We start from the raw sequence: 25,515 nt of genomic DNA on the forward strand, positions 1-25,515 counted from the left end.
TCACCTCGGCACCAGCTCGCCGATCTCGCCCGCGCACGCGCGCAGCCGCTCGGCCACGGCCACGACGTCGCGCCCGGCGGACGCCTCCGGGAAGCCGAACAGCGACAGGTACAGGACGACCTGGCCGCCGGGGCCGAAGACCGGTGCGGAGACGTTGCGGACCCGGTAGCTCCCCTCGCCGGTCAGCGACTCCGGGTAGTAGGCGCGTGGCCCGCCCAGCGCCGCTTCGAGCTCGCGGACCCTGCCGTCCCTGGCGGGGCCGTCGGGCTGGTGGGCCAGCACGTCGTCCAGCGCGCGGTAGGCGTCGGTGCCGAGACTGACCACCCACCCGCGCTCGCGCACCCGATCGAGCGCGCCCAGGTGCGCCGCCACGGTCGCCGGGTCGCCGCCGCCCGCCCCGCGCCGCGCCCATTCCTCCTGGGTACGGCGTTCGCGCCAGGCCACCATGAGCGCCCCGAGCGGCGCCCAGAACGGCATGCGCTGCCCGACCTGGATGGGCGCCGCGCCCACAGGCGGCGCCCCGACCCCGGCGACGCGCACCACGTGCTCGCCGATCGTGGTCATGATCGCGCACTCCATCTCCAGCTCGCGCGTGAGCGGCTCGACCACCCGCCTGGCCAGGTCCGCCAGCACCACGTGCGCCATGAGGTCGGGCCTGGCCGGGATCACCCGGGAACGGGGGATGAAGCTGCCGTAGCCGCCGTTGTGGAAGATCAGCGGCAGGCCGGGGCCGGCGACCTCCAGATCCACGACCCGGCCGAGGACTATGTAGTGGTCGCCGGCCTCGATCTCGTCCACGACCACGCAGTCGATCCAGGCCACGACGCCGTCGATGACGGGCGAACCGAGTGGCGAGGGGCGCCAGGTCACGCCGGCGAACTTGTCGACGCCCTTTTTGACGGCGAGCGCCCGGCACACGTCCTCCTGACGGTCGCTGAGCACGTTGACGCAGAAGCGGTCGCGGGTGCGCTGGCGGGCGTACGAGGAGGAGGTCTTGGCGGCCATGAACGAGACCAGACGGGGTTCGAGCGACACCGAGGAGAAGCTGCCGACGATCATGCCGAGCGGCTCGCCGCCGGCGTCGAGGGAGGTCACGGCCACCACCCCGGTCGGGTAGCGGCCGAGAACCCGGCGGAAGAAGTGCTCGTCGTGCACACCGGTCAGCTCCACGGCAGGTTGAACCTTCCCGCGCCGCTGGCGCCGTCCACCATGAGCACGTCTCCGCTGACGAAGGCGGCCTGGTCGGAGCACAGGAACGCGACGGCGTCGGCCACGTGCGCCGCGGTGCCCACCCGGTCGAGCGGCGTGTTGGCGCGCATCCGCGTGGCGTAGTCGCGGGGGACGAACTCGCCCAATCCCTCGCGGTGACCGTGGTCGATGAGCCCGGGGGCCACCGCGTTGACCCTGATGCCCCTGCGGCCCACCTCCAGCGCCAGGCACTTGGCCAGCATCACGACGCCGGCCTTGGAGGTGCAGTAGTGCCCGGCGCGCAGGCGGGCGGCGAAGGCCGCGCCGCTGGCCACGCAGCAGATCGCCCCGGCCACCCCGTGCGCGGCCATCATCCGCGCAGCGGCCGTGGCGACGTGGAAGGTGCCGTCCAGGTTGACGCCGAGCACCCGCCGCCAGTCGGCGGGCGACATGTCGAGCAGGTCCTGGCTGGGCGCGATCCCGGCGTTGCTCACCGCGACCTCCGGCGGGCCCCAGGCGGCGGCGACGGCGTCGAGCGCGGCGTCGACCTGGGCGGCGTCGGCGACGTCGGTCACGCGTGCCAGCACCTGCCCGCCCGAGGCGGCGAACTCGGCCCTGGTCCGCTCCAGCCGTTCCGCGTTGACGTCCAGGAGCGCCACCCTGTCGCCGAGGGAGAGCAGCTTGGCGGCGATGGCCTTTCCGAGCCCGTCGGCCGCCCCGGTGACCAGCGCTGTCCTCATCGCTCCTCCTGCGGGCGTTCCGAGCGGGCGAGGAACGGCAGCAGCAGCCGCAGCACCTCGCGGGGCCGCTCCCTGAACACGAAGTGACCCGCCCGGTTGACCACGTGCAGCGACAGCGGGGCCGTGGTGGAGGCGAGCAGGTCGAACAGCGCGACCCCGCGCTCGACCTCGCTGAGCGGGTCGTGCGAGCCCCAGATCAGCATGATGGGCACCTGGAAGCCGTGGTCGCGGGCGTGCGCGTACAGGGCGTCCTTGGCCGCGAGCGTGCCGGAGCGTCCGGGCGCGGGGTGGACGGCCGCGTCCAGGAGCGCGTCGTCGATGTGGTGCGGGGTGTACGACAGCCGATCCAGGGCCCACGCCCGGGCCCGCCGCGGATCGGCCGGCGGGCAGGCGAGCCGGACGCCGGCGGGAGCGTCGCCGGTCGGTGCCGCCTCATGGCCGGCGATCACGCCGCACGACAGGACGCGCGCGGGTACGGTCCTGGCCAGGTGGAGTGCCGTCAAGGCGCCCGCCCCGTGGCCGACGACGTGAAAGGCGGAGACTCCCAGCTCGTCGAGGGCCGCCAGCGCGGCGGACGCCTCGTCCGGGTGGCCGTTTGCGGTGCCTTCCCAGGCGATCACCCGATGGCCCGCGGCGGCGACGACCCCGGAGATCGGGTCCCAGACCCGCACGCTGTCCCCGTGCAGCAGCAGCACCGGGGACCTGGTCTCCGTGCCGGGCTCCCGGATCTCACACGACATGGGCGTCCACCTCTTCGAGAAAGGATCCGACGACATCCACAAACCACCCCGGATGCTCACGGAAGGGGAAATGTCCGCACTTGTCGACTACCGACAACGTCGTCCGGCGCTCCCACCGCGCCAGCTCGCCGAAGAGCGCGAGCCCGCGGCTCAGCAACGCCGTCCGGTCGTCGCGGCCCCACACCACCTGCGTCGGCCGCTGCAGCCTGCCCTGGGCCAGCCAGGTCAGCGTCTCCAGCTTGTCCTCGGCCAGCCGGGGCAGGAACAGCTCCGCCATCAGGTCGCCGGCCCGGACCTCGGCCAGCGCCTCCTGGTAGGACGCGCTCTGCACGACGCTCCACGCCTGCTCCACGAACAGGTCGCCGACCGCGGCCGGGTCGTGCATGTAGTGCTCGTAGACCCAGCGGACGCTCTGCCGGGACGGCGCCATCGGCGGTGCGCCGAGCACCACCTCGTTGGTGCCGACGCCGGGGCTGAGGGTTCCGCTGTTGACGATGGTCAGCGAGGCGATCAGGTCGGGCCGCAGCAGCGTGGCCCTGGTGGCGGCGAAACCGCCGCGCGAGTGCCCGACCAGATGGACCGGGCCGAGGCCGAGCGCCTCCAGGAACGCGATCAGGTGGTCGACGACCGCCCCCATCGTGTAGTCGGCCGGGGTGGGCGGCTTGCCGCTGAAACCCTGGCCCGGCTTGTCGTAGGCGATGACCCGGTGAGCGGCGGCCAGCCCGTGGAAGGCGGGCGCCCAGGCGAAGGCGCCGCCGGCCGAGCCGGCGGTGCCGAAGCTGCCGCCGTACACGAAGACCACGGGTGTGCCGCCGCCCTGGACGGTGTGCCAGGTCCGGACGCCGGCGACCTCCAGCCACGACCCCGCGGGCAGTTCGGCGTAGCCGGGCACGGCGCTCATCGGGCGAAGCCGTTCTCGAGCGTCCACGCGGCCAGCGTGTCCTTGGTCGTCCACCAGACGCGCTCGCGCCGCCGGGCCTCCAGCAGGCAGCGCCGCAGGGTCGGCAGGAACGCCGGCCGGCCCGCCATGTGGCAGTGCAGCACCATGTCCGCCCACTGCGGCCGCCCCGCCTCGCCCTCGGCCCAGGCGACGGCCAGGGTGTCGGCGAACCCTTCGGCGAACACCTGCGGGCTGTTGGTCGGCAGGATCCAGTGGATCAGGTCGTTGGCCGACAGATTCGTCTTGGGCAGGACGGCCAGCCGCCCGTCCCCGACCGGCTCCACGTACGGCAGGTCGTCGCTGGCATCGTCTCCCGACCAGGTCAGGCCGCTGTCCACCATGATCTGCTTGGTACGTTCGGTGCTGGAGTTGGCCGGACTGGCCCAGCCCGTGGGGCGCGTGCCCGCGGCCTTCTCGATCGCGTCGAGCGTGCGGACGATGATGTCGCGCTCCGCGCCGGCGTCGGCCTCGTTGAGGAACACGTCGTTCACCCAGCCGTGCCCGACGAGGTCGTGCCCGGCGTCGGCGACCGCCTTCACGACGTCCGGCCAGTCGCGGGCCAGCCTGCCCGACACCGAGAACGACGCCTTCACCGCCAGGTCGTCGAAGAGCTCAAGCAGCCGCCAGACCCCGACCCGGACCCCGTACTCGCCGTAGGACAGGGAGAAGGAGTCGCGCTGACCGGGACGGCCCGCCAGGCGGAGCTGGGACTGGTTCTCGAACGCCTCCAGCGCGACCCCGATGGTGGCCGCCGCGTACTGCCCCTGCGGCCAGTGCACGGTGCGCCGGCTGCGCGACAGCGTGTCACGCCAGGTCATGGTGTCTCCTTTCATCGGATGATCTGGGGGAGCTTGCCGCTCATGTCGATCAGGTCGTCCTTGCCGGCCGGCCGCCACCGGCCGGCGGCGGAGTCGTACACGGTGATGCGGACGCTCTCCACGGGCGCGGTGTCGGTCGCGGAGGTGTTGAGCAGCAGGCCGTCGGCCGCCATGGGCACCTTGACGTCCTTCAGCGCGAGCGCCGTGTTGATGACGTCGAGCCTGGTCAGGGCGGCCGATCGGGTGAGGATCTCGGCGACGATCTGCCCCTGGGCCCACCCGATGGCGACGTTCTCCGACCCGGCGTTGACCTGGGGAGCGTGCTTCTTCAGCGCCGCGAAGAACGCGTCGGACTCGGCGTCCCCCGGCACGCGCTGCCGCACCCACGCGTCGCTGACGACGCCGTCGACGCTGCCCGGCTTGGCCAGGTTCATCAGCGTGGTGTTGCTGCACGTGAACGTGGTGGCGATGGCCGGCTTCCAGCCGGATGCGGCCACGGTGTCGAAGATCTGGGGGCACTTGGTCCCGGCCGCCACCACGATGAGCGCGTCGGCGCCGACCGCCTTCAGCGTGGTCACCTGGGAACGCACGGCGGGGTCGGTCACCTGGAAGGTCTGCGCGGCGACCAGTCGCCCGCCGTGCTCTGCCAGACCCGCCTCGACGCCGGACCTGACCGACCGGCCGAAGGAACCGTCCTGGGCGATCAGCGCGACCCTTTTGCGGCCCTGGGTCCTGGCCATGTAGGTGCCGAGGGCGTACCCCTCCAGCGCGTACGGCACCAGCCCGTCGATGGCGTTGAGATGCGCGGCCCGTTCCCGCGGCGAGGCGGAGGAGATGGTCGACTCCAGGATCGGCACGCACTGCCGGGCCAGCGTGTCCCACGCCGACATGGCGCCGGTCGTGCTCTGGACGCCGACGATGGCGAAGACGCGCTCGCGCTGCAGCAGCTCGTTGATGTTGGCGGCGGCCTTGGTCGGGTCGTACTGGTCGTCCTTGCCGATCAGCTCGATCCTGCGGCCGTTGATGCCGCCCTTCTCGTTGAGGTGGGCGAAGTAGGCGTTCATGCCCACGTTGGTCTCGCCGATCGAGGCCAGCGGCCCGCTGTTGGGATAGCTCGAACCCAGTTTGATCGTGGTGTCGGTGATGCCGGGGGAGGGCTCGTAGTCCTGGCAGGAATCCTGGCGGACCACGGCCTCGACCTTGGCTCCGGAGACGTTGGCGACGTCGGCGGGCTGCTGGGCCGGGCCCCGGCCGCCGCAGGCGGTCAGCCCGAGCAACAGGGCAAGGGTGGCGGCGCGGATTTTCATCGGCGTTCCTTCTTGGAGCGGGTGATCGAGTCGAAGACACGGCCGGCGAACCCGGCGAGGCCGTCGCGCATCACGAGCACGACGACGACGAGCAGCGCGCCGTAGACGGCGGGCGCCAGCACGGGATCGACGTCGGAGAGCAGGTCGGGCAGGCGTTCGGTGACGGCCGCGCCGATCAGCGGCCCCAGCGCGGTGGTGGCGCCGCCGATGACGATGGCGGACAGGAACTGGATGGATCCGGTGAGCGTCACGTAGGCGGTCTCGGAGGAGACGATCCCGTGGGTGGCCGCGAACAGGGACCCCGCCAGACCGGCCAGCGCGGCGCTGATCCCGAAGAGCGCGAGCTTGGTGCGGGCCACGTCCACGCCCATGAGCGCGGCCGCGGTCTCGTCGTCGCGCATCGCCACCAGAGCGCGTCCCGCCTGCCCGCGGGTGAGGTTGCGGGTCAGCACCAGCGCGATGACGAGGGCGGCCAGGCAGACCAGGTAGCGGAACTGGTCGGCGGCCAGGGGCAGCCACGGCGGCGCGGCCATGGCGCTGAGCGGCTTGCCCTGGTTGCCGCCGGTGAGCGCGCCGAACCGCATCACCACGGAGGGGAACAGCGCCCCGAGCACCAGCGTGATGATCGCCAGGTACACGCCCCGGATGCGCAGTGCGGGCGTGCCCACCAGCATGCCGGCCGCGAACGCGAGGACGAGCGCGAGCGGGAGCGTCGCCCACCAGGCCCAGCCGTGGTCGGCGACCAGGATCGCCGTCGTGTAGGCGCCGATGCCGAAGAAGGCGCCCTGCCCCAGGGAGATGAGCCCGCCGTACCCGGTGAGCAGGCTCAGCCCGATGGCCGGCAGCGCCACCACGCAGATGCGGGTGTAGTCCTGCACCACGTACGGCGGGTTGACGAACGGGATCAGCGCGGCCGCCACCAGCAGCAGCACGCACAGGAGGCGGAAGGCGCGGCGGCGAAGGGTGAGAGTCATGCGCGGCGCACCGACGCCTTTCCGAACAGGCCCGCGGGCCGCAGCACCATGCCGGCGAGCATGACCGCGAAGGGGACGGCGAGTGTCATCTCGGTTCCGACGAAGTGCAGGTAGCCCACGGCCACCGACTCGCAGACGCCCAGCAGCAGGCCGCACACGACCGCGCCGACCGGGCTGTCGAACCCGCCGAGCGTGGCCGAGGCCATGGCGTACACCAGCACCGGCAGCATGAGACCCGGTTCGAGGTAGAGCCCGAGGGAGGTCACCAGCACGCCCGACAGCGCCCCGAGCCCGCCCGCCAGACCCCAGCCGACGGCCAGCAGCCGCCCGATCGGCAGCCCGGCGAGCGCGCTGGAGTCACGGTTCTGCGCGACGGCGCGCAACCCCAGCCCCAGCTTGGTGTGGCGGAACAACAGCGCCAGCGTCACGCCCACGGCCGCGAGCGCGCCCAGGGCCCCCACGGTCGCGTACGGCAGGGCCACGCCCCCGAACTGGACCGACCCCTCCGGGAAGAGGGAGGGCAGAGGCCGGCCGTCCGAACCGAACAGCAGGAGCGCCAGCGCGCCGAACAAGGTGTACAGGCCGGTCATGACCAGCACCATCGACAGATGGTCGCCGACGTCGAGGCGCCGGATCAGCGTGCGTTCGAGCACGGCGGCCAGCACGAAGGCGGTCACGACCGCGACCAGCAGCGCGGCCCAGACGCCCAGGTCCCACGCGAGCAGGAACCACACCAGGTAGGTGGACAGCGTCGCCATCTCGCCCTGGGCGAAGTTGACCACGCCGCTGGTACGGAAGACCAGCACGATGGCCAGAGCGAGCGCGGCGTAGACGCAGCCGTTGCCGGCGCCGTCGACGACGCGCTGGAGGAGGAGGTCCATCACCCGGCTCCAAGGTAGAGGCGGCGCAGGGTCTCGCGGTCCGCCAGTTCGCCCACGCCGGCCGGCTCCGACAGCACTCCGGCGGTGAGGGTGTAGGCCCGTGCGGCGATGCCCAGGGCCAGGTGCGCGGCCTGCTCGACGATCAGCATCGCCAGGGAGTCCGCGGCGTTGAGCTCGGCCAGCCTGGAGAACAGGTCGCGGGCGACCATCGGCGCGAGACCGAGCGAAGGCTCGTCGAGCAGCAGCAGCGACGGCCGGGACATCAGCGCGCGGGCGACGGCCAGCATCTGCTGCTCGCCGCCGCTCATGCTGCCCGCGGCCTGGTGCCGGCGCTCGCCGAGCCGGGGGAAGAACTCAAGCCATCTGTCCAGGTCCGCGCGCATCTCGGCCCGGGGGCGGGTGTATCCGCCGACGCGGAGGTTCTCCTCCACGGTCATCTCGGCGATCGTCCCCCTGCCCTGGGGCACGTGCGCGACGCCCAGCCGGGCGACCGCGTCGGCGCGCCGGCCGGCGACGGGCCTGCCGTACAGGAGGATCTCCCCGCGTGAGGGGATCACTGCCGAAATGGCGCGCAGAAGGGTGGTCTTCCCGGCGCCGTTGGCGCCGAGCAGCACGACCACCTCGCCGGGGGCGACGGTGAGATCGGCCTCGCGCAGCACTTCGACCCTGCCGTAGCCGGCGCTCAGTCCTCTGGTCTCCAGCAGCGTCACAGCGCGTCTCCCAGATAGGCGTCGACCACCGCGGGGTCGGTGGTCACCTCGCCGGGGGTTCCTTCGGCGATCTTGCGGCCCAGGTCGAGCACCACCACGTGGTCCGACAGGCCCACCACCATGCCGATGTGGTGCTCGACCAGCAGGATGGTGACGCCGAGGTCGGCCGCGATCGAGCGCAGCATCCGCGAGAGAGCGCCCACCTCGTCCGTGTCGAGCCCGTTGGCGGGCTCGTCGAGCAGCAGCAGGCGCGGCGCGGCCATGATCGCGCGGGCCAGCTCCACCCGTTTCTGCACGCCGAAGGGGAGCGCCCCGGCCGGCACGTCCGCGACCGCGCCCAGGTCGGTGACCGCCAGCGCGCGCTCGCACTCCTCGCCGAGCCGCGCCTCCTCGCGCCGCGTGGCGGGCGTCCTGACCATCGCGGCGAGCATTCCCGACCGGGTACGGCCCTGCGCGCCGCACAACACGTTCTCCCTGACGGAGAGCGTGGGAAAGAGGGCCAGGTTCTGGAACGTCCTGGCCACCCCGTAGCGGACTGCCTCGTGCGGCCGGATGGAGGTGATCTCCGCGCCGTCCACGAAGATACGGCCGGCGGCCGGTCGGTACAGCCGGCTCACGCAGTTGAACAGCGAGGTCTTGCCGGCGCCGTTCGGGCCGATGAGGGCGCAGATGCCGCGCGGGCGCACCGAGAAGCTCAGCCCGTCGAGGACCCGCAGCCCGCCGAAGCTGAGTGAGAGGTCCTCCACCTGGAGCATGGCGGTCACCACGACCACCCCCGCTCCTCGGGCGGCAGCCACACGCCGGCCTTGCGCAGATGGCCGAAGATCTCGCCGTAGGCCGCGACCTCCTGCGGCGCCCACAGGAACGGCAGCAGCAGGAAGTGCCGCAGGCCCGTCGCCCGGAACAGCTCGATGAACTGCTCGGCGACCTGTTCGGCGGTGCCGGCGAGCACGGTGTTGCCCACCCCGAAGCCGATCTTGCGCGCCACGGTCTCGGCGTCCTGCCCCATGAAGAGCTTCTGGTAGGTCTGGCTGCCGCGCATGAAGAACTCGGCGAAGCCCGAGGCGGCGGGCAGGTCGACGCCGGCCTCGAACCAGGCCCGCCGGTCCTCGGCTTCGGCGGCGCTGCCGCCGAGGACCACGCCGATCGAGCCGACCAGCGCCACCTCGCCCTCGGCCCGCCCCGCGGCGGCCGCCCGCCCGGCCAGGCGGTCCACGGCGCCGCGCACCTCGGCCCGGTCGTCCACCACGGCGGAGAACCCGAAGTCGCACTCCTCGGCGATCAGATCCAGGCCCGCCGGAGACACTCCCGGGTTGAAGATCACTGGATGGGGCCGCTGCACCGGCGACGGGCCGGCCATCGACAGCGCCCCCGCCGACCACAGGGCCTTGACCGCGCCGAGTGCCTGCCTGGCCTGCTCGTACCGGCGCTCGTGCGGCAGCTCGCCGTCCAGGCCGAACAGCGTCACCTCGGCGGGCTTGACGCCGGGCACCATGTTCCAGCCCCAGCGGCCCTTGCTCATGGCGTCGAGGTTGGCGCCCAGCCGGGCGATCACCGGTACGGGCAGGTAGCGGGTGTGGAGGGTGGTCACGACTCCCAGGCGCCTGGTCGCCGCGATCACCACGGCGGCCCAGACCGGCGCGTACAGGCGCGGTTCGCCGTGCCCGGCGGCGATGCTCGCGGGGCCGTTGACGGTGTAGCTGTCGGCGAAGAAGGCGAAGTCGAGTCCGATGCGCTCGCAGGTCCTCGCCAGCTCCATGTGCACGTCGAGGTCGAGGACGTCGGGGTTGCGCCCGGCCACGGTGCGGGACATGACGTTCTGGGACGGGGTGTTGGGCCACATGATGCCGAAGCGCATCAGGCCGTCGATCAGGCGCGGCTTTCCGGTTGCCACTTGTCCTCCTGGAGTGAGAGTCCAAGGATGCATCCGGTTCTTCAGAACGACTACAAGATTCTGCTATCCAGAATCGTCGCGCCGCTCACCCCTCATGACGTGCGGCGAAGTCACGTTCGATCAGGGCCGCCGTGGTGGACAGCTCGGTGACCCAGCCCGCGAGGCGGTCGCGGTCGAACCGGACGGTCGGCATCGCCAGGCTGATCGCGGCCACCGTCCTGCCGGCCACGTCGCGCACCCCGGCGCCGATGGCGGTGACGCCCGTCTCGGTGAGCTGGTCGTTGACCGCGAAGCCGCGCTTACGCACCAGCGTGAGCTCGCGGCGCAGCCGGGGCAGGTCGACCTCCACGGCGCCGTCGTACAACGCGTCGAGCTCGCCGGGCGGCGCCGCGGCCAGCAGTACCTTGCCGCCCGAGGCCAGGTGCGCGGGCAGCGCCTGGCCGACCCGGTCACCCACCCGGAGCGGCCGGGTGCACTCGATCGTGCTGACGAAGCGCACCTCCGTGCCAACCAGCACCACGAGGTTGGTCGACTCGCCGAGCCTGTCGGTCAGGGCGCGCAGGTGCGGCAGCGTCACGTGGCGCAGCAGGGCGAGCGGCGCCTCGCTCCGCTGGGTGGGGCGGAGCATGCGGCCGGGGACGTACCTGCGGTCGGCCGTGCGTTCGGCGAAGTCGCGGTAGACCAGCATCGCCAGCAGCCGGTGGGCCGTGGAGTTGGAGACGCCGAGCCGTTCCGCCGCGTCGGTCACGCGCAGCCGGCCCTCCTGCTGGAGGGTCTGGGCGAGCAGCAGGGCGTGATCCACGGAGTCGATCGCATAGGGAGGCTTATTCTTCACAGTAGAAAACTGTATCCCTTACTGCGGAATATCCCCATAGTGTGAGGCATGACACCCATCGAGAGTCCGGTCCGCATCGAGGCCACCGATGCTCCCGGTCAGCCCGCGCGCAGCGCCGAGCTGGACGCGCTGTACCGCGGTTTCGAGGACGAGCTGCTGGTGCCGCTGTGGACCGAGATCGGCGACCTGATGCCGGCGCAGCCCGCACCCGCGGCCCGCGCCCACCTGTGGCGCTGGAAGAACCTGCTGCCGCTGGCCGGCCGGGCCGGTGAGCTGGTGCCGGTCGGCCGCGGCGGAGAGCGCCGCGCGATCGCGCTGGCCAACCCGGGGCTGGGCGGGGCGCCGTACGCGACGCCCACCCTGTGGGCGGCGATCCAGTATCTGTGCCCGCGCGAGGACGCCCCCGTGCACCGCCACACCCAGCACGCCTTCCGCTTCGTCGTGGAAGGCGAGGGCGTGTGGACGGTCGTCGACGGCGACCCGGTCGCCATGCGGCGGGGCGACTTCCTGCTCACCCCCGGCTGGCGCTTCCACGGTCATCACAACGTCAGCGACGCGCCGATGGCCTGGATCGACGGACTGGACATCCCGTTCGTCCATCACATGGGCTCGGCGTTCTTCGAGCTGGGCCCGGACACCGTCACCGAGCGGGAGACCCCCGCCCGATCGCGGGCCGAGCGCCTGTGGGCCCACCCCGGGCTGCGCCCGGTCTCCTCGGCGGGCGAGCGTACCGACAGCTCCCCGATCGCGGCCTACCGCTGGGAGCACACCGACCAGGCCCTCGCCGACCAGCTCGCCCTCGCCGGCGAGGGCCACCCGGGCGTGGTGGAGCCGGGGCACGCGGCCGTGCGGTTCACCAACCCCACCACCGGCGGGGACGTGATGCCGACCATCCGGGCCGAGTTTCACCGCCTCGTCCCCGGCGCCGCGACGGCGACCCGCCGCGAGGTCGGCTCCTCGGTCTACCAGGTGTTCACCGGGCAGGCGGAGGTCCGGGTGGGCGACACCGCGTGGACGGCGACCCGCGGCGACCTGTTCGTAGTCCCGTCGTGGCAGCCGCTGACGCTCTCGACGGACTCCGGCGCCGACCTGTTCCGCTTCAGCGACACGCCCATCTTCGAGCGGTTGCGCCAGCACCGCGTGCGGGTCGAGGGGGCGGCCCGATGAGGCTGGCGACCATCCGCGAGGGGGACACGACCCGTGCGGTGCGGCTGGACGGTGACCATTACGTCGATCTCGGGGTGGCGGACGTGGGCGAACTGCTGCGCCGCCCCGGCTGGCGAGCGGCCGCCGCCTCGCCCGGTCCCGCCCGCCGCGCCGACGGGCTCACGTACGCACCCGTCGTACCCCGGCCCGGCAAGATCGTCTGTGTGGGCCTGAACTATCGCACCCATATCAAGGAGATGGGCCGGGACCTGCCGCGGTACCCGACGCTGTTCGCGAAGTACCCCGAGGCGCTGATCGGCGCGGACGACGCCATCGAGCTGCCGCCGGAGTCCGAGGCGCTCGACTGGGAGGCCGAACTGGCCGTCGTCATCGGCGCGCCGGTACGGCGGGCCACGCCGGAACAGGCCGCCGCGGCGATCGCCGGGTTCAGCGTGCTCAACGACGTGACGGCACGCGACTGGCAGTATCGCTCGCCCCAGTGGCTGCAGGGCAAGACGTTCGAGGCCACCGCGCCGTTCGGCCCGGTCCTGGTCACCCCGGACGAGCTGCCCGGGCAGGTGGCGCCCGCCCTGACGCTCACCTGCCACGTGGACGGCGTGCGGACCCAGCGGGCCGACACCTCCGACCTGGTGTTCTCCCCGGTCGAGCTGGTCGGCTACGTCTCGTCGATCCTCACGCTGCACCCTGGCGACGTGCTCGCCACCGGCACCCCCGGCGGCGTGGGACACGCGCGCACGCCGGCCCGCTACCTCACCGAGGGCGCGCGCCTGGAGACCGAGATCGCCGGGATCGGCCGGCTGAGCAACCTGGTGCGCAGACCATGACGTGGATGGCCGAAGGCACCCGGCTGTTCCTGGCCGCCGTGGACCGCCTGCCGGACGCCGCGTTCGCCGCGCCGTCCCTGCTGCCCGGCTGGAGCCGCGCGCACGTCGTCGCGCACGTCCACTTCAACGCCGAGGCGCTGCGGAGACTCACGCACTGGGCGCGGACCGGCGAGCGCACGCCGATGTACCCCGGCGGCCGGCGCGACGCCGAGATCGAGGAGGGCTCCCGCCTGCCCCCGGCCCGCCTGCGCGAGATGGCGCACGCCTCCGCCGCCGCCCTGGCCGCCGGCTTCGGCGGCCTGGACGCCCGCGCGCTGGAGCGCACCGTGGTCACCGCGCAGGGCCGGGAGGTGCCCGCGGCCGAGATCGCCTGGCTGCGCGCCCGAGAGGTCATGGTGCACACGGTCGACCTGGACACCGGGATCACGTTCGCGAACCTGCCCGGCGACTTCACCGCCGCGCTCGCGGCCGACGCGGTGGCCAGGCACGCCGGCTCGGGCCAGGCCGCCGCCCTGGCGGCCTGGCTCACCGGCCGCACCGGCCGGGCCCCGTCCCTGAGCGCCTGGCTGTAGCAGGAGGAGATTGATGACACACCACCGATCGGACGAGATCCTCGTCGCCGGAGGCGGCATCGGCGGCCTCGCGACCGCGCTGGCCTGCGCGCGGGCCGGCCGCCGGGTGCGGGTGCTGGAACGTTCCGGGGAGTTCGCCGAGATCGGCGCCGGACTGCAGCTCGCCCCCAACGCCACCCGCATCCTGGACCGGCTCGGCGTGCTCGAACGGGTCGTCGCGGCCGGCGTGCTGCCCGAGCGGCTGGTCTTCAACGACGCCCTCACCGGTGATCGCCTGACCCATCTCGACCTCGGCGAGCGCTTCCGTCGCCGGTACGGCGGGCCGTACGTCGTCCTGCACCGCAGCGACCTGCTCGACATCCTGCTGGCGGCGTGCCGTGAGCACGGCGTGCTGCTCGACAACGACCGGCACGTCACCGCCGTCGCCGACGACGCCGGCGGCGTCACCGTGACCTGCGCCGACGGCACCAGCTACCACGCCGCGCTCGCGGTGGCCGCCGACGGGCTGCGCTCCGGCCTGCGGACCCTGCTCAGCGCCGACGAGCCCGTCTGCTCCGGCTACGTGGCCTACCGCGGCGCCGTGCCGATCGAGCAGGTGGGCGCGCGCAGCGCGCTGACCGACGTCGTGGTGTGGTTCGGCCCCGGGCTGCACCTGGTGCAGTATCCGCTGCGCGGCGGCACCGTCTACAACCAGGTCGCGGTCTTCCGCAGCCCGCGCTACGCCGCCGGGCACGCCGACTGGGGGCTGCCCGACGAACTCGACGAGGCGTTCTCGGTCACCTGCGAGCAGGTACGCGCGGCCGTGCCGGCGCTGTGGCGCGATCGCCGCTGGCCCATGTCCGATCGCGAGCCGATCGGCGACTGGGTCGCCGGGCGGACCGCGTTGCTCGGCGACGCCGCCCACCCCATGCTGCAGTACCTCGCGCAGGGCGCCTGCCAGGCCATCGAGGACGCCGCCGCGCTGGCCGACGCCGTGGGCAGGCACCTGCCGCCCGGCCAGGACGAGGCCGCCGCCGTCGACAAGGCCCTGCGCGCGTACGCCGCGGAACGCATGCCGCGCACCGCGCGCGTCCAGCGCACCGCCCGTGTCTGGGGCGACATCTGGCACGTCGACGGGCTGGCCCGCGACCTGCGCAATGCCCTGTTCTCCCGCCGCGAGGCGGGCGACTTCACCGATACGGACTGGTTGTACGGTCCCGCCGGACCCAAGGAGAGCACCCATGCCTGACGCGCTGCCACCCAAGGTCGCCGACCTCCTGGACCGGGAGTGGAAGCTCCTGATCGCCGGCGAGCTCACTCCCGCGGCCCGGGGCCGCACCTACGCCAGGGTGAGCCCCTACACCGAGACCGTCATCGCCCAAGTGCCCGACGCCGACGCCGACGACGTGGACACGGCCGCGCGGGCCGCGGCCGACGCCCGCGCGACCTGGCGCGACACTCCCGCCGCCGAGCGGGCCAGGCTGGTGCTCGAACTCGCCGACGCGATCGAGGCGCACGGTGAGGAACTGGCGTTGCTGGACACCGTCGACGCCGGCTCCCCGATCACCAACTCCCGCCTCGACGTGACGACCGCCCTGGCGCAGCTTCGCCTGTTCGCCGGGCTCGCCCTGGAGCTGAAGGGCACGACGATCCCCGCCGGCACCGGCCTGCACGTCACCGTGCGCGAACCGGCCGGCGTGGTCGCGCGCATCGTGCCGTACAACCACCCGCTGATGTTCGCCTGCAAGGTCGCCGCACCGCTGGTCGCGGGCAACCCGACCATCCTCAAGCCGCCGGACGCGGCGCCGCTGTCCGCGCTGCGCCTGGCCGAGCTGGCCGCGGACATCTTCCCGCCGGGCGTGCTGTCGGTCGTCGTCGGCGACGGCCCGGCCGTTCCCGACGCTCTGGTACGGCACCGCCACGTGCGCCGGATCGGCTTCATCGGCTCCGAGCCGACCGGCCGGGCCATCCAGCGGGCCGCGGCGGAGAGCGGCGTCAAGGACGTCTCCCTCGAACTGGGCGGCAAGAACGCGATGGTCGTCTTCGGCGACGCCGACCTGGCCGCCGCGGCCGAGGGCGCGGTCTTCGGCATGAACTTCACCTGGTCCGGCCAGTCCTGCGGCTCCAACTCACGGCTGCTGGTCCAGCGGGACGTCCACGACGAGCTGGTCGAGCGGATCGCGCGGCTCATCGAAGCCCGCAAGATCGGCAGCCCGTTCGACGAGGACACCGAGCAGGGCACGATGATCAACCGCGCCCAGTACGACAAGTCGCTGGCCTACATCGACCTCGCCGTCAGCGAGGGCGCCACAGTGGTCACCGGCGGCGGGCGGCCCGCGGGGCTCGACCACGGACTGTTCGTCGCCCCCACCATGTTCACCGGGGTGCGCCCGGACGCGCGGATCGCGCAGGAGGAGGTCTTCGGGCCCCTGCTGTCGGTCATCCCCTTCGACGACGAGCCGCAGGCCGTGCGGATCGCCAACGGCGTGCCGTACGGGCTGACCGCCAGCGTCTGGACCGCCGACGTCAGCCGCGCGCACCGCGTCGCCCGCGCCTTCGAGGCCGGTTTCGTCTGGATCAACGGCTCCTCGCGGCACTTTCCCAACGTGCCGTTCGGTGGCGTGAAGGGCTCCGGTGTCGGGCGGGAGGAAAGCCTCGAGGAACTGCTCGCCTACACCGAGCTCAAGGCCATCAACGTCCTGTTCTGACCTTCAGGAGTATCCATGCCGTACGTCATAGGCATCGACACCGGCGGCACGTTCACCGACGCCTTCGCCGCCGACCAGCACAACCGGCTCGCCGCCGCCAAGACCCCGTCCACCCCGCCGGACTTCGCCGAGGGCTTCCTGAACGCCATCGACGAGCTGGCCGCGGAACTCGGCATCGGCACGGCCGAGCTCCTGGCCGACACCGAGTACATCGTCCACGGCACCACCTCGACCCTGAACGCGCTGGTCACCGGCGACGTGGCCGACGTCGGCTTCCTCACCACCCGGGGGCACGCCGATTCCATCACCATCATGAACCTCGAAGGCCGCTACGCCGGCCTGGGCCCGGACGAGATCCAGCACATGGCCCGCACCGCCAAGCCGGCGGCGCTGGTGCCCCGCCACCGGGTCAAGGAGATCGACGGCCGCGTCGACTACAAGGGCGCCGTCGTCGTGCCCCTGGACGAACAGGGTGTCCGGACGGCGGTGCGCGAACTGGTGGCCGACGGCGTGGAGGCCATCGCCGTGTCGTTCCTGTGGTCGTTCCGCAACCCCGCGCACGAGCGGCGGGTGCGCGAGCTGATTCACGAGGAGGCGCCCGGCCTGTACGTCGCGCTGTCCAGCGAGGTCAGCCCGCGCATCCGCGAGTACTCCCGCAGCGTGACCACCATCATGAACACCCAGGTCGGGCCCAAACTGGGCGCCTACCTCGCGCCCCTCGAAGCCGAGCTGCGCCGCCGCGGCCTGACCGGGGCGCTGCTGGTCATGCAGGGATCCGGGGGATGCGTGACGGCCAAGGACGCGCCCGCGCACGGCATCACCACCATCGGCTCGGTGCTCACCGGCGGCGTCGTCGGCTGCGCCCGGATGGCGGCCGCCCTGGACACCCGCAAGGTCGTCTCGACCGACATGGGCGGCACCACGTTCCTGGTCGGGCTCGTGGTGGACGGCAGGCCGGTGGGCGCGACGAGCACCGTGCTCAACCAGTACACGATCAGCACCCCGATGGTGGACGTGCACACCATCGGCGCCGGCGGCGGCGCCATCGCCTGGGTCGACCCGGGCGGCAACCTGCGCGTCGGCCCGCGCAGCGCCGGCGCGCGCCCCGGCCCCGCCTGCTACGACGAGGGCGGCTGGGAGCCCACGGTCACCGACGCCGACCTGGTCCTGGGCATCATCAACCCGGACAACTTCCTCGGCGGGCGCAAGAAGCTCAACGTCGAGCTGGCGCGCGAGGCCATCGACAAGGCGGTGGCCACCCCGCTGAGCCTGACGGTCGAGGAGGCCGCGGCGGCGATCTACGCGATCCAGAACGCGCAGACCGCCGACCTGGTCCGCAAGGTCGTCGTCAACTCCGGCCAGGACCCGAGGGAGTTCACCCTGTACGCCTTCGGCGGCGCGGGCCCGATGCACTGCGCGAGCTACTCCAGAGACCTCGGCGTCAAGGAGGTCGTGGTGCCGCTCGGGTCGACGGCCGCGGTGTTCTCCGCCTTCGGCCTGGCCTCCTCCGACATCGTGCTCACCGCGGAACGTTCCCAGCCCGCGCAGATGCCCGTCGACCCCGCCACGGTCAACGCGGTGTACGCCGCGCTCGAGGCCGAACTGGAGCTGCGGCTGTCGGAGCAGGGGCTGACGTTCTCCGGCGTCGTCCACGAGCGGGAGGCCGACCTGCGCTACACGATGCAACTGGCCGAGGTCACCACCCCCGTTCCGGGCGGCACGCTCACCACGGAGCAGGTCGAGCGCGTCGGCGCCGACTTCGAAGCCCGCTACGAGTCCCTGTACGGCGAGGGCACCGGCTTCCCCGACGCCGGGCTGCAACTGATCACCTACCGGGTACGCGCGGTCGGCACGCTGCCCATCGCCCCGGCGCTTCCCGACCATCCGGAACCGTCCGCCGCACGGCCCGAACCCAGCGGCGTGCGGGAGGTGTTCCTCGACATCCGCGCCGGACGCTCGCCCGCGACGATCTACGACTACCGCGCCCTGGGCGCCGGCCACCGGATCAGCGGACCGGCCGTCGTGGAGGCGCCCACCACGACGGTCGCCCTGCCACCCGGCTGCGACGCCACCGTCGACCGGCTCGGCAACCTCGTCATCCGCTTCACCGGCTCCCGCTTGGAGGACTCCTGATGCCCGCCATCCCCGTCGCCGGGTCCGAGCGCTTCGCGCAGACCGGACGGCCACTCGACGACACCGACGTCTTCGGCGCACTCGACCTGCACACGATCGGCGACGACGCCCCGCGCCAGGTCGACGCGCTGACCTACGAGGTCGTCCGGCACCGCCTGGTCGCCATCACCGACGACATGGGCGAGGCGGTCAAGCGCATGTCCGGCTCGGTCGTGGTGACCGACTGCAACGACTTCGGCACCGGCATCATGGACGAGGCCGGCGAGACCGTGCAGGTCGGCCTGTACAACATGCAGCTCGGTTCCGCCCTGGACATGGCGGTGCGCTGGACGCTGCGCAACCGCTCCGCCAACCCCGGCATCGGCCCTGGTGACCAGTTCCTGCTCAACGACCCGTGGGTCGGCGGCGGCCTGCACCAGAACGACGTCACCGTGCTCGCGCCGGTGTTCCACGAGGGCCGGCTGTTCTGCTGGACCAGCGTCGTCGCCCACCAGGTGGACCTCGGCGGGGTGTCGCCGGGCAGTTGGTCCGTCGAGGGCCACGACGTGTTCTGGGAGTCGCTGCCGATCCCGCCGGTGAAGATCGTCGAGGGGCGGCGGCTGCGGTCCGACATCGAGGACATGTACCTCCGCCGCTCGCGCGTGCCCAAGCTTGTCGGCCTGGACCTGCGCGCCAAGATCGGCGCCAACAACGTCGCGCACGACCGGATCACCGCGCTGATCGGCACCTATGGTCCGGACACGGTCAAGGCCGTGATGAAGAAGATGATGAACGACGCCGAGACCCGTCTGCGCGCCAAACTGCGCGCCCTGCCCGACGGCACCTGGTCGGCGGTCGCGCACCAGGACGGCGCCCGCGCCGGGGACCGCGGCATCCACAAGATCGTCGTCGCGATGAGCAAGCGCGACGACCGGCTCGTGTTCGACTTCACGGGCACCGACCCGCAGGTCGACGGCATCATCAACTGCACCCTGGCCGGGCTGCGCGGCGGCGTCCTGCCCATCATGCTGACCATGCTCTGCCCGGACATGTCGTGGTCGCCGGGCGGCATCATGCGCTGTGTCGACATCGTCAGCGAGCCGGGCACCATCAACAACTGCACCTTCCCCGCCGGCATCGGCAAGGGATCGGTGAACTCCGCCTGGGCCACCCAGAACGCCGTCTCCGAGACGGTCGCCGCCATGCTGGGCACGCACCCCGAGCTGAGCCGTTCGGCGATGAGCGTGTGCTCCGGCACCTTCGACCTGGCACTGCTGGCCGGAGTCGACCAGCGCGGCAACGGCTTCGCCACCATGCTCTGCGACTCGATGGCGGGCGGGCTGGGAGCCAAAATCGACGGCGACGGCGTCGACACCGGGGGCGAGAACTGCATCCCCATGGGCCGCATCGCGGACGTCGAGATCAACGAGTTCAGCTTCCCCATGCTGTACCTGTGGCGGCGGGAGGAGCCCGACTCCGGCGGGCCGGGCCGCTGGCGGGGCGGCGTCGGCGCCTCCAGTTGCTTCATCCCCCATGACTCGCCGGCCGACGGCGTGCACCTGGTGGTCTCGGCGAACGGCAAGTCCGTGCCGCAGGCGCCCGGACTGTCGGGCGGCTACCCGGCCGCCACGCAGTGGGACGTGCTCGTCCGCGGCTCCAGCGTGCGCGAACAACTGGCCGCCGGGCGTATTCCGCAGACGATCCCGGATCTCGGCGGCACGCCGGAAACCCTGCCACCGCACCTGGAGACCGATCTGGCCGCCGGTGACGTGTACTTCACCCACTGGCAGGGTGGCGGCGGCATCGGTGACCCCCTGCACCGGGAGCCGGAACGCGTCGCCGCCGACGTGCGCGGCGGCAAGGTGTCGGAGCGCGCCGCCCACGACGTGTACGGCGTCGCCCTCACCCCGGAACGCACGGCCGACCTGGCCGCTACCTCGTCGCTGCGGCGGCGGCTGCGATACGAGCGGGCCGGACTGACCCCGCCCGACGTCCCCGAAGGAGTGAAGCCGTGAACCTCGACGTCAACCTGCGCACCGACGAGAGCGGCGCGGTGGTGTGCAGGCACTGCGGCGCCAAGGTCGGCGAGCGCGCCGCGGCGCCGATGAGCCACGCGCTGCGGCGGGAGCGGCCGTCCGTGGAGGCCGGCCCCGGGGTGCACGCCGACCCGGCCGCCTTCGTGGACCGGCCCATCGCGCTGCGCCAGGCGTTCTGCCCCGGATGCCTCACCCTGCTGTCCACCGAGATCGTCCCCGCCGACGAACCCTCCTACCGCACCTGGAGCCTGGCGTGAGCCTCGCCGAGAAGATCATCGTTGTCACCGGCGCGGCCCAGGGCATCGGCGCCGCCTACGCCCGCCGCCTGGTCGAGGAGGGCGGCACCGTGGTGCTGGCCGACCGCAACCACGAGGGCGCCGAGGCCACCGCGGCCTCGCTCGGCGGGCCGGGCAAGGCGTTCGCGTACCCGCTCGACGTCGCCGACCGGGCGAGTTGCGAGGCGCTGGCCGCGCACCTGGGCGGCGCCCACGGCCGGGTCGACGGCCTGGTCAACAACGCGGCGATCTTCAGCACCATCCGGATGAAGCCCTTCTGGGAGATCACCGACGATGAATGGGACCGGCTGATGGCGGTCAACCTGCGCGGGCCCTGGTTGCTGACGTCCGTGCTCCTGCCGCTGCTGCGGGCCTCGGCCTCGGCCAGCGTGGTGAACATCGGCTCCGACGCCGTGCAGCTCGGCCGTTCCGGCTACCTGCACTACGTCGCGAGCAAGGGCGGCGTGCAGGGCATGACGTACTCGATGGCCCGCGAGCTGGGGGAGTTCGGCATCCGGGTCAACACGTTGTCACCGGGGCCCGTCTACACCGAGGTGGCCAGGGAGACGGTCACGCCCGCGCAGCGGGAGGCGATGATCGCGGCCCAGGCGCTGCACCGGGCCGCCGGTCCCGACGACATGAGCGGCGTGCTGGCCTTTCTGCTCGGTGACGACGCCGCGTACCTGACCGGGCAGACGATCAGCGTCAACGGCGGGCTGGTGCACCGATGAGCGAGGAGATCCGCGAACTCGTCGCCCTGTCCTCGCGCGTCCTGGGCGCCGCCGAGCAGGGCGACCTCGTCTGGGGACATGCCTCCGCGCGCGATCCCGAGGGGCGTGGCGTCTGGATCAAGGCCGCGGGGTGGGGCATGGAGGAGATCACCCCTGAGCGGGTCCACCTGGTCGGGCCGGACGGGGACGTGCTGGAGGGGCAGGGGCCAAGGCACAGCGAGTACCCGATCCACACCGAGATCATGGCGGTCCGCCCCGACGTCGGCGGCGTCGTGCACACGCACTCGCCCTACGCCGTGGCCCTCGCCGCCGCGGGCCAGGACCTGCTGCCGGTGAGTCACGCGGCCAACTACTTCGTGCCGCCTGGGGTGCCCCGCTTCACCGCCACCGCCGACCTGATCCTCACCCGCGAGCTCGGCCGGGCGGTGGCCGGCACGCTGGCCCAGACCTCGGCGGTGTTCCTCGTCAACCACGGCATCGTCACCGTCGGCCCCACCCTGCGGGCCGCCACGGTGGCCGCGATCATCCTGGAGCGCGCCGCCTGCCAGCAGTGGCTCACCCGGGGCTTCGGCACCTGGCCGACCTGGTCGGACCCCGGAGAATCGCTCGCCAAACGCGAGCACATCTTCCATCCGGACGCCGTGGAGCAGGTGTGGGAGTACCTGGTCCGACGACTCCCGGGCTGAGCGAGGCCGCCGCGGCGGACCATGTGCGGTCATCGCCCAGAAGTTCGTGATCCGGTCGTCGAATCCGCGGGGGAGTGCTCCCAGCGCTCGGAGAGGAGCGCCGAAGAGGGGGCGCTCCCGGGCAGCCGGGGCTGGTGGGGGCGCAGGCCGTCCAGTGCGATGGCGACCGTGCGCTTCCGGGCGTCGCGGGCGGCCTCGATCAGGTCGGTACGGCCCTGCCGGTCGAACTGTTCGATCAGCGGGGACTTGCCGAGTTGTTCGATCAGGAGCGAGATGTCCATGGCCGTGGCGTCCGGTCTGAGCACTCCGGCGGCGTGCGCGCGGGCCACCAGGTCGCGCATCAGCTCGTCGGACCTGGTGAACTTGGCCGCCATCTCGTCGGTGACGGCGATCGTGCCGGCCAGCGGCCCGAGGGAACCCCCGCTGAACTCCACGCAGGCGCCGATGTAGTGAGCGAGCCCCTCCCACGGGTCGTCATGCCGCAGCCCGCGTTCGGCGGCCGAGATCCACTGGTCGAGGGACAGCGCGCACAGGTGCTGGAAGAGTTCGTCCTTGGAGCGGTAGCGGCGATAGAGGCTGGCGATGCCGACCCCGGCGCGCGCCGCGATCGCCGCCACCGACGCGTGCGCTCCGTCCACGGCCAGGACCTTCTTCGCGGCCTCCAGCAGGGCGTGGTCGTTGCGTTCTGCTTCTGCGTGCCGGGGAGCTTTGCGGGCCATGCGCCCACTGTAGCCGCCTTGCGAAGCGATTCACTCCGTTATAGCTTCTCCAAACGAAGCGAATCTATCCGTTTGGGGGAGCGTCATGAGAGCTGTGGTGATGGAAGAGTTCGGGGGACCGGAGGTCCTGCGGATTCATCAGGTCGAAGATCCGGTTCCAGGGCCGGGGCAGGTGCTCGTCGCGGTGGCGTACGCGAGCATCACGTTCGTCGAGACGCAGGTACGCTCCGGCGACGGCCCGTTCGGCAGGCCCGAACTGCCCCGCGTGCCCGGCAACGGCGTGGGCGGTCGCATCGTCGCCGCCGGACCGGACGTGGACCCGGCCCTGCTGGGGACGGTCGTGGTCGCCACCACCGGCGGCCAGGGCGGTTACGCCGAGCTGGCACTGGCCCGCGTAGAGGACGCGGTTCCGGTTCCGGCCGGTCTGGAGCTGCGGGACGCGGTCGCGCTGCTGGCCGATGGGCGTACGGCGCTGCTCCTCCACAGACAGGCGGAGATAAAGCCAGGCGACCGGGTCCTCGTGGAGGCCGCGGGAGGAGGCGTCGGGAGCCTGCTGGTGCAACTCGCCGCCGCCGCGGACGCCCACGTGATCGGGGCCGCCCGGGGCACCGGCAAGGCCGAGCTGGTCACCTCGCTGGGCGCCGCCTCCTACGTCGACTACTCCCGCCCCGACTGGCTGGATCGGGTCATGGCGGCGACCGGCGGCGTCGGCCTCGATCTCGTCTTCGACGGGGTCGGCGGCCGGATCGGCACACAGGCCATCGGGGCGCTGCGCGAAGGCGGCCGCGTGAGCATCTACGGCATGGCCAGCGGCGCCGACGCCGAACTCGACGAGGCACGCTCCATCGAGGTCATCGGCCTCACCGCCGCGCCGAGCCCGGCCCAGACACGCGCGCTCATCGTCGACGCCCTGAACCTCGCGGCCGAAGGAAAACTGCGCCCGATCATCGGCCAGACCTTCCCGCTGGAGTCGGCAGCCGCTGCGCATCGGGCGATCGAGTCGCGGACCACCACCGGCAAGACCCTGCTCCGTGGCTGAGATCGCAACCCGCAAGGCACGAGCCCGGGAGTGGATCGCCCTGGCGGTCCTGGGCGTTCCCGCCGTACTGGTCATGATGAACATGTCGGTGCTCTACCTGGCACTGCCCAGCCTGAGCGCCGACCTGGAGCCCGACGGCTCCCAGCTCCTGTGGATCACCGACATCTACGGTTTCACGGTCGCCGGATCCCTCGTCGCGATGGGCACGCTCGGCGACCGCCTCGGGCACCGCCGGATCCTGCTGGTCGGCGCCGTCGCGTTCACCGGCGCTTCCGTCATCGCCGCCTACGCTCCCAGCGCCGGCATGCTCATCGCCGCACGGGCGGTCCAGGGGGTCGCCGCCGCGGCGCTGGCGCCGTCCTCGCTGGCCCTGATCCGCACCCTTTTCCTCGACGTACGGCAGCGCACCCTGGCCATCACGATCTGGATGATGGCCTTCATGGGCGGCGGCGCGCTCGGCCCGCTGGTCGGCGGCGTCCTGCTGCAGTACTCCTGGTGGGGCGCGGTATTCCTGCTCGCCCTCCCGGCCATGGCCCTGCTGCTGGTCACCGGCCCCTTCCTGATCCCCGAACCCCGCACCTCGGCGTCCGGGCGGCTGGACGCGGCCAGCGTGGTCCTGTCGCTGCTGACTCCGCTGACGATCGTGTACGGCATCAAGGACCTCGCCGTCCACGGCTTCGCCCTGCCGTCCGTCGGCGTCCTGGTCGCGGGCCTGGTGCTCGGCGTGGTCTTCGTCCGCCGCCAGCGACGGCTGCCCAACCCGCTCTTGGACCTCGGACTGTTCGGTACGCCCGCCTTCGCCGTGTCCGTCACGGGCATGGTGCTGGCCGGGATCGTACTGTTCGGGACCAGCCTGCTGACCTCGCAATACCTGCAACTGGTGCTCGGATTCCCGCCGTTGAAGGCCGGTCTGTGGCAACTGCCCACCGCGGTCGCCGGCACCCTCGTGGCCCTGGTGGTCTCCAGCCTCGCCGGCCGAATCCGCCCCGCCGTGCTCATGAGCGCCGGCGCCACGTTCGCCATCAGCGGCCCCGTCCTGCTCACCCAGGTGGACACCAACCCGGTCATCCTGGTGTCCGGCTCGGTCCTTCTCTTCGCCGGGCTGACCCCGTTCATGGCACTGGGTACCAATCTGGTCATCGGTGCGGCGCCACCCGGACGCGCGGGCGCCGCCTCCGCGATCTCCGAGACCGGCGCCGAACTCGGTGGCGCGCTCGGCATCGCCGTACTCGGCGGCATCGCCACCGGCGTCTACGGCGGCTACATGAACGGCCACGCGCCCCCCGGCATCCCCTCCAAGCTCACCGAAGCCGCCCGGGAAACGTTGCCCGCCGCCCTCCAGACAGCCCGGCAACTCCCGGAAAGCCTCGGCATCCCCCTGGCCCAGACCGCCAGAGACGCCTTCGCCCACAGCCTCCACGTGCACGCGCTCATCACGATTCCCCTGCTCATCGCTCTCGCCCTGCTGCCCCTGACCCTGCGCCGCCCAACCCGGCCCGAGACACCCACCCCAGCCTCCGACTGAACGGACAGGAACCGCGAGCCTCCTGGAACGCGCGGAACGCTGATCGACAGGGGATCGGCGCCGGACACCTCGCTTATCCGAAGCGCCGCCCACAGCGGTTGCGATCATGCCCTGG

25 protein-coding genes are annotated in these 25,515 nt (G+C 72.5%); 12 read left to right on the forward strand and 13 right to left on the reverse strand.

The features are described 5' to 3' along the window. From ACIBEJ_RS50860 to ACIBEJ_RS50915, 12 genes are all read right to left on the reverse strand, one after another. Window positions 1–1,170, reverse strand: a complete 1,170-nt coding sequence (locus tag ACIBEJ_RS50860) for a flavin reductase (RefSeq protein ID WP_397190268.1) — start codon at window positions 1,168–1,170, stop codon at window positions 1–3. Next, on the reverse strand, window positions 1,161–1,928 hold the full coding sequence (locus ACIBEJ_RS50865; protein ID WP_397190269.1) for an SDR family NAD(P)-dependent oxidoreductase: 768 nt from the start codon (window positions 1,926–1,928) through the stop codon (window positions 1,161–1,163). The genes ACIBEJ_RS50860 and ACIBEJ_RS50865 overlap by 10 nt, the downstream gene beginning before the upstream one ends. Continuing rightward, window positions 1,925–2,668 (reverse strand): alpha/beta fold hydrolase, encoded by a 744-nt coding sequence (locus ACIBEJ_RS50870; protein WP_397190270.1) that lies wholly within the window; start codon window positions 2,666–2,668, stop codon window positions 1,925–1,927. Before ACIBEJ_RS50870 ends, ACIBEJ_RS50865 begins: the two co-directional genes overlap by 4 nt. Next, the gene (locus ACIBEJ_RS50875) at window positions 2,658–3,596 is read right to left on the reverse strand and encodes an alpha/beta fold hydrolase (protein WP_397190271.1); all 939 of its coding nucleotides are present in this window, start codon (window positions 3,594–3,596) and stop codon (window positions 2,658–2,660) included. Before ACIBEJ_RS50875 ends, ACIBEJ_RS50870 begins: the two co-directional genes overlap by 11 nt. After that, window positions 3,566–4,426, reverse strand: a complete 861-nt coding sequence (locus tag ACIBEJ_RS50880; RefSeq protein WP_397190272.1) for a polysaccharide deacetylase family protein — start codon at window positions 4,424–4,426, stop codon at window positions 3,566–3,568. The genes ACIBEJ_RS50875 and ACIBEJ_RS50880 overlap by 31 nt, the downstream gene beginning before the upstream one ends. 11 nt (window positions 4,427–4,437) lie before the next feature. Then, window positions 4,438–5,733 (reverse strand): ABC transporter substrate-binding protein, encoded by a 1,296-nt coding sequence (locus ACIBEJ_RS50885; RefSeq protein ID WP_397190273.1) that lies wholly within the window; start codon window positions 5,731–5,733, stop codon window positions 4,438–4,440. Beyond that, the gene (locus ACIBEJ_RS50890; protein WP_397190274.1) at window positions 5,730–6,707 is read right to left on the reverse strand and encodes a branched-chain amino acid ABC transporter permease; all 978 of its coding nucleotides are present in this window, start codon (window positions 6,705–6,707) and stop codon (window positions 5,730–5,732) included. Before ACIBEJ_RS50890 ends, ACIBEJ_RS50885 begins: the two co-directional genes overlap by 4 nt. Then, complete coding sequence (locus ACIBEJ_RS50895; RefSeq protein ID WP_397190275.1) at window positions 6,704–7,588, reverse strand: branched-chain amino acid ABC transporter permease; 885 nt, start codon at window positions 7,586–7,588, stop codon at window positions 6,704–6,706. Before ACIBEJ_RS50895 ends, ACIBEJ_RS50890 begins: the two co-directional genes overlap by 4 nt. Next, on the reverse strand, window positions 7,588–8,298 hold the full coding sequence (locus tag ACIBEJ_RS50900; RefSeq protein WP_397190276.1) for an ABC transporter ATP-binding protein: 711 nt from the start codon (window positions 8,296–8,298) through the stop codon (window positions 7,588–7,590). The genes ACIBEJ_RS50895 and ACIBEJ_RS50900 overlap by 1 nt, the downstream gene beginning before the upstream one ends. Next, the gene (locus ACIBEJ_RS50905) at window positions 8,295–9,071 is read right to left on the reverse strand and encodes an ABC transporter ATP-binding protein (RefSeq protein WP_397190277.1); all 777 of its coding nucleotides are present in this window, start codon (window positions 9,069–9,071) and stop codon (window positions 8,295–8,297) included. Before ACIBEJ_RS50905 ends, ACIBEJ_RS50900 begins: the two co-directional genes overlap by 4 nt. Beyond that, window positions 9,059–10,192, reverse strand: a complete 1,134-nt coding sequence (locus ACIBEJ_RS50910) for an LLM class flavin-dependent oxidoreductase (protein WP_397190278.1) — start codon at window positions 10,190–10,192, stop codon at window positions 9,059–9,061. Before ACIBEJ_RS50910 ends, ACIBEJ_RS50905 begins: the two co-directional genes overlap by 13 nt. Before the next feature lie 85 nt (window positions 10,193–10,277). Then, entirely contained in the window at window positions 10,278–11,027 is a 750-nt protein-coding gene (locus ACIBEJ_RS50915) for an IclR family transcriptional regulator (RefSeq protein WP_397190279.1), read from the reverse strand. A gap of 48 nt (window positions 11,028–11,075) precedes the next feature. Between ACIBEJ_RS50915 and ACIBEJ_RS50920 the strand changes: the two genes are divergently transcribed. Genes ACIBEJ_RS50920 through ACIBEJ_RS50965 form a run of 10 tightly spaced genes read left to right on the forward strand, consistent with a single transcriptional unit; the run spans window position 11,076 to window position 22,117 of the window. Beyond that, window positions 11,076–12,194 (forward strand): cupin domain-containing protein, encoded by a 1,119-nt coding sequence (locus ACIBEJ_RS50920; RefSeq protein WP_397190280.1) that lies wholly within the window; start codon window positions 11,076–11,078, stop codon window positions 12,192–12,194. After that, complete coding sequence (locus tag ACIBEJ_RS50925) at window positions 12,191–13,018, forward strand: fumarylacetoacetate hydrolase family protein (RefSeq protein ID WP_397190281.1); 828 nt, start codon at window positions 12,191–12,193, stop codon at window positions 13,016–13,018. The genes ACIBEJ_RS50920 and ACIBEJ_RS50925 overlap by 4 nt, the downstream gene beginning before the upstream one ends. A 5-nt stretch (window positions 13,019–13,023) precedes the next feature. Further along, entirely contained in the window at window positions 13,024–13,590 is a 567-nt protein-coding gene (locus tag ACIBEJ_RS50930) for a maleylpyruvate isomerase N-terminal domain-containing protein (RefSeq protein WP_397190282.1), read from the forward strand. A gap of 13 nt (window positions 13,591–13,603) precedes the next feature. Continuing rightward, window positions 13,604–14,818 (forward strand): FAD-dependent monooxygenase, encoded by a 1,215-nt coding sequence (locus ACIBEJ_RS50935; RefSeq protein ID WP_397190283.1) that lies wholly within the window; start codon window positions 13,604–13,606, stop codon window positions 14,816–14,818. Then, window positions 14,811–16,277 carry an aldehyde dehydrogenase family protein gene (locus ACIBEJ_RS50940; protein ID WP_397190284.1) on the forward strand — a complete coding sequence of 489 codons (1,467 nt, stop codon included), beginning with the start codon at window positions 14,811–14,813 and terminating at the stop codon, window positions 16,275–16,277. The genes ACIBEJ_RS50935 and ACIBEJ_RS50940 overlap by 8 nt, the downstream gene beginning before the upstream one ends. 15 nt (window positions 16,278–16,292) lie before the next feature. Next, window positions 16,293–18,410, forward strand: a complete 2,118-nt coding sequence (locus ACIBEJ_RS50945) for a hydantoinase/oxoprolinase family protein (RefSeq protein ID WP_397190285.1) — start codon at window positions 16,293–16,295, stop codon at window positions 18,408–18,410. After that, window positions 18,410–20,404, forward strand: a complete 1,995-nt coding sequence (locus ACIBEJ_RS50950; RefSeq protein ID WP_397190286.1) for a hydantoinase B/oxoprolinase family protein — start codon at window positions 18,410–18,412, stop codon at window positions 20,402–20,404. The genes ACIBEJ_RS50945 and ACIBEJ_RS50950 overlap by 1 nt, the downstream gene beginning before the upstream one ends. Next, the gene (locus tag ACIBEJ_RS50955; RefSeq protein ID WP_397190287.1) at window positions 20,401–20,682 is read left to right on the forward strand and encodes a hypothetical protein; all 282 of its coding nucleotides are present in this window, start codon (window positions 20,401–20,403) and stop codon (window positions 20,680–20,682) included. The genes ACIBEJ_RS50950 and ACIBEJ_RS50955 overlap by 4 nt, the downstream gene beginning before the upstream one ends. Then, on the forward strand, window positions 20,679–21,431 hold the full coding sequence (locus tag ACIBEJ_RS50960; protein ID WP_397190288.1) for an SDR family NAD(P)-dependent oxidoreductase: 753 nt from the start codon (window positions 20,679–20,681) through the stop codon (window positions 21,429–21,431). The genes ACIBEJ_RS50955 and ACIBEJ_RS50960 overlap by 4 nt, the downstream gene beginning before the upstream one ends. After that, the gene (locus ACIBEJ_RS50965) at window positions 21,428–22,117 is read left to right on the forward strand and encodes a class II aldolase/adducin family protein (protein ID WP_397190289.1); all 690 of its coding nucleotides are present in this window, start codon (window positions 21,428–21,430) and stop codon (window positions 22,115–22,117) included. The genes ACIBEJ_RS50960 and ACIBEJ_RS50965 overlap by 4 nt, the downstream gene beginning before the upstream one ends. Window positions 22,118–22,146: 29 nt before the next feature. On the opposite strand, the gene ACIBEJ_RS50970 is transcribed toward ACIBEJ_RS50965, so the two are convergent. After that, window positions 22,147–22,836: a TetR/AcrR family transcriptional regulator gene (locus ACIBEJ_RS50970; protein ID WP_397190290.1), complete on the reverse strand. Its 690-nt coding sequence runs from the start codon at window positions 22,834–22,836 to the stop codon at window positions 22,147–22,149. Window positions 22,837–22,921: 85 nt separating this feature from the next. On the opposite strand from ACIBEJ_RS50970, the gene ACIBEJ_RS50975 reads away from it, so the two are divergent. Next, on the forward strand, window positions 22,922–23,875 hold the full coding sequence (locus ACIBEJ_RS50975; RefSeq protein WP_397190291.1) for a zinc-binding dehydrogenase: 954 nt from the start codon (window positions 22,922–22,924) through the stop codon (window positions 23,873–23,875). Beyond that, complete coding sequence (locus ACIBEJ_RS50980; protein WP_397190292.1) at window positions 23,868–25,400, forward strand: MFS transporter; 1,533 nt, start codon at window positions 23,868–23,870, stop codon at window positions 25,398–25,400. Before ACIBEJ_RS50975 ends, ACIBEJ_RS50980 begins: the two co-directional genes overlap by 8 nt. Window positions 25,401–25,515 lie beyond the last annotated feature (115 nt).

This window comes from Nonomuraea sp. NPDC050790 (assembly GCF_044456745.1).
GTDB lineage: Bacteria > Actinomycetota > Actinomycetes > Streptosporangiales > Streptosporangiaceae > Nonomuraea.

Bases quoted from the DNA above. Each gene is read 5' to 3' on its own strand.
- ACIBEJ_RS50865 (WP_397190269.1), bottom strand. From the start codon at position 1,928: ATGAGGACAGCGCTGGTCACCGGGGCGGCCGACGGGCTCGGAAAGGCC.
- ACIBEJ_RS50870 (WP_397190270.1), bottom strand. From the start codon at position 2,668: ATGTCGTGTGAGATCCGGGAGCCCGGCACGGAGACCAGGTCCCCGGTG.
- ACIBEJ_RS50880 (WP_397190272.1), bottom strand. From the start codon at position 4,426: ATGACCTGGCGTGACACGCTGTCGCGCAGCCGGCGCACCGTGCACTGG.
- ACIBEJ_RS50885 (WP_397190273.1), bottom strand. From the start codon at position 5,733: ATGAAAATCCGCGCCGCCACCCTTGCCCTGTTGCTCGGGCTGACCGCC.
- ACIBEJ_RS50890 (WP_397190274.1), bottom strand. From the start codon at position 6,707: ATGACTCTCACCCTTCGCCGCCGCGCCTTCCGCCTCCTGTGCGTGCTG.
- ACIBEJ_RS50895 (WP_397190275.1), bottom strand. From the start codon at position 7,588: ATGGACCTCCTCCTCCAGCGCGTCGTCGACGGCGCCGGCAACGGCTGC.
- ACIBEJ_RS50920 (WP_397190280.1), top strand. From the start codon at position 11,076: ATGACACCCATCGAGAGTCCGGTCCGCATCGAGGCCACCGATGCTCCC.
- ACIBEJ_RS50925 (WP_397190281.1), top strand. From the start codon at position 12,191: ATGAGGCTGGCGACCATCCGCGAGGGGGACACGACCCGTGCGGTGCGG.
- ACIBEJ_RS50930 (WP_397190282.1), top strand. From the start codon at position 13,024: ATGGCCGAAGGCACCCGGCTGTTCCTGGCCGCCGTGGACCGCCTGCCG.
- ACIBEJ_RS50935 (WP_397190283.1), top strand. From the start codon at position 13,604: ATGACACACCACCGATCGGACGAGATCCTCGTCGCCGGAGGCGGCATC.
- ACIBEJ_RS50940 (WP_397190284.1), top strand. From the start codon at position 14,811: ATGCCTGACGCGCTGCCACCCAAGGTCGCCGACCTCCTGGACCGGGAG.
- ACIBEJ_RS50945 (WP_397190285.1), top strand. From the start codon at position 16,293: ATGCCGTACGTCATAGGCATCGACACCGGCGGCACGTTCACCGACGCC.
- ACIBEJ_RS50950 (WP_397190286.1), top strand. From the start codon at position 18,410: ATGCCCGCCATCCCCGTCGCCGGGTCCGAGCGCTTCGCGCAGACCGGA.
- ACIBEJ_RS50965 (WP_397190289.1), top strand. From the start codon at position 21,428: ATGAGCGAGGAGATCCGCGAACTCGTCGCCCTGTCCTCGCGCGTCCTG.
- ACIBEJ_RS50970 (WP_397190290.1), bottom strand. From the start codon at position 22,836: ATGGCCCGCAAAGCTCCCCGGCACGCAGAAGCAGAACGCAACGACCAC.
- ACIBEJ_RS50975 (WP_397190291.1), top strand. From the start codon at position 22,922: ATGAGAGCTGTGGTGATGGAAGAGTTCGGGGGACCGGAGGTCCTGCGG.